This is a genomic window from Fuchsiella alkaliacetigena, assembly GCF_023227765.1.
In the GTDB taxonomy this organism is placed as follows: domain Bacteria; phylum Bacillota; class Halanaerobiia; order Halobacteroidales; family Acetohalobiaceae; genus Fuchsiella; species Fuchsiella alkaliacetigena.
The window spans coordinates 1-2345 of the sequence record NZ_JALKBZ010000103.1; the positions used below are offsets into that span (position 1 = coordinate 1).

At 31.7% G+C, this 2345-nt stretch carries 2 protein-coding genes; both read right to left on the minus strand.

Annotated elements, in window-relative coordinates:
• Positions 1–229 precede the first annotated feature (229 nt).
• Positions 230–1420: an MFS transporter gene (locus tag MWH30_RS13630; protein ID WP_248664648.1), complete on the minus strand. Its 1191-nt coding sequence runs from the start codon at positions 1418–1420 to the stop codon at positions 230–232.
• Between the two features lie 50 nt (positions 1421–1470).
• Positions 1471–1791, minus strand: a complete 321-nt coding sequence (locus MWH30_RS13635) for an STAS domain-containing protein (RefSeq protein WP_248664649.1) — start codon at positions 1789–1791, stop codon at positions 1471–1473.
• Between the last annotated feature and the right edge of the window lie 554 nt (positions 1792–2345).

Sequence of the window (2345 nt, forward strand, 5' to 3'; positions counted from 1 at the left end):
ATAGTATATCAAAATATAGATAGATCTTCAAGCGTTTTTATAACTTTTATATAGTTTTTGTTAGTATTTTAACAACTGTTACAACCCCCCCCTAGGATATTAAAATAGATTGATATGTCATCTTCAAATTCATTGATTTAAAGCAGCTTTATTATAATAACACATCACATTATATCACAATTAGGCTCTGATTCAAATTATTATAAAAATAATAAAAAATTCAGAATAACTATTCTGAATTCAAAATCTCTTTTTCCAAACTAATAGCTACCAAAAAATTCAATCCGGCAAAGATAGCTAAAGAAATAAAAAAGAAGTTATAACTATAGTTTTGAATAACAAAGCCAGCTACAGTAGCTCCTAAAGCCCCCACTCCAAAGTTAACTAAAAAAGCAATTCCGTAAGCTAAGCCTCTGCGTTCAGCTTCAGTATTCTCAGCCAACATTACATTTTTTACTGGCTGAAGGAAAAATAATAAAAAACCAAATAACATTATTAATATCACTTGTAAACCAATCCCTAATAAAGGCATCAATAGCAAGCTAATAGCAGTAGCTAAAGATAAAATAATCAGCAATCGTGATGAAGAGTAGTAATCATTGAGAATCCCGCTTATAATCTGACCTAAAAGCCCAAATATCAATACTCCCGAATACAGATAACTTGGAGCAGCTAATGACCTACCAAAAAGAGTTAGGGAAGGAAAATTAAGCCTTTGAAAAAAACTAGGCAAGAAGGTCAAACTACCTCGATAGTATAAACCTCCAAATAAATAAATCAACAATAATAAGATAAATTTTTTATTCCACATATCCTTATAATTAATAGACTCAGTTGCTCCTACTTCATCCTTAGTTAAAGTCCCTTCAATTGCTTGAGTATCAATAATATACAGTAAAATAACTACCGCTAAAGAAGGAACAGCATAAATAATCAACAGCGCTCTCCATTCCATAAATAAAAGCAACACACTAGCCAAAGCAGGTAAAGCTACAACTCCTAAATTTCCCCCTACTCCGTGTAGTCCTAGCGCTTTGCCTCGAGCCGATATCTTTTTAGAAACTAAGGTCATTCCTGAGGAATGATATAAGCTAACCGATAGTCCTAATAAAACCAAAACTAAACTCAAAGTATAAATCCCCTGAGCAAAACCACCTAAAAATAAAGAAATTCCTGTACTAAGCATACATAACTTCATAACTTTAAAAGAACCAATTTTATCCACTACCACTCCGGCTGGTAAGCTACCTAAACCAAAGCAAGCATAACCAGCAGTAACTATTAAACCAATGGTTGCTTCGGTGATTGCCCATTCCTGCATCCACAGGGGAACTAATAAGGGAATAGTCAACATATAACCATGAACTAGTCCATGAGCTAACATAGTTATTCCTAAAATTAATTTTTCATTCTTGTCCACCCCAGGCACCTCCAAAATAACTAGATCTATGTTTAGAAAGTAATTTTAATTTAAGAGATTTTATCTACTTTAATTACTCGTTCTAAATCAACTAAAGAAAAGAAGTGTTTTACATAAGGACTATTAATATTTTTGATTTGAAGTTCTATCCCCTGCTGCTTTAAAGTCTTATTAATTAAAAGCAGTTTCCCTAAAGCAGAACAATCAATATTTTCTACATTTTTAAAATCAACAATAATTCTTTCACAATCTCCATCACAAGCATTTAGTAACTTTCTCTTAAACTTTTTTCTATTTTTAATATTAATATCTTCTTCTGGAACTACTAATAGCTCATTTACTCCTTCATAAAACTTAATTTGCATCTTCATAGTTAAGCCCTCCTTAAGTTTTAATAAAAGTTCTATCTACGATAATATTAGCCTACAAGTTAACCCTTTAACAGCTTATTAATAACTATTCTATTTTATTCATTTAACTAAACTTTGTTAATATTATACAATATGTTAGTTAGCAATTAAAGGTATATCTAAGAAAAACTTAAAATCATCCCAAAGTATTGACTAGCAAATGTAAGCAACTAGGGCTTGACATAAATATCGGTCTATTGTTTAGTTCAGAGAACAGAGGATAAATGATAGAGGCGACGCAGAGCTAGTGCCAATGGTGATAGATTAAGATCAAAAGATAAAGTTCAAGTTCTATTTAACACAGCGCCCCGTAGCGACGCCATTATTTTGGCTAGTCATTACTCTGGGAAATGCCCTTAGTTAGGGTAACTAAGTTCTGACAAAAATCTGACTAGACCTTAAAAATCTTTAAAACCTTAGTTCTAATTTGATTTATACTGTCCTTGCCCCCTATATTTTGGACAAGAAAAAACTATGCTTTTCTAACAGAAAATTGCTCTAATTTACTCGCTAAT

What these genes read in the sequence shown, in the direction of transcription:
- MWH30_RS13635 (WP_248664649.1), bottom strand. Translation starts at nt 1,791, where the DNA reads ATGAAGATGCAAATTAAGTTTTATGAAGGAGTAAATGAGCTATTAGTA.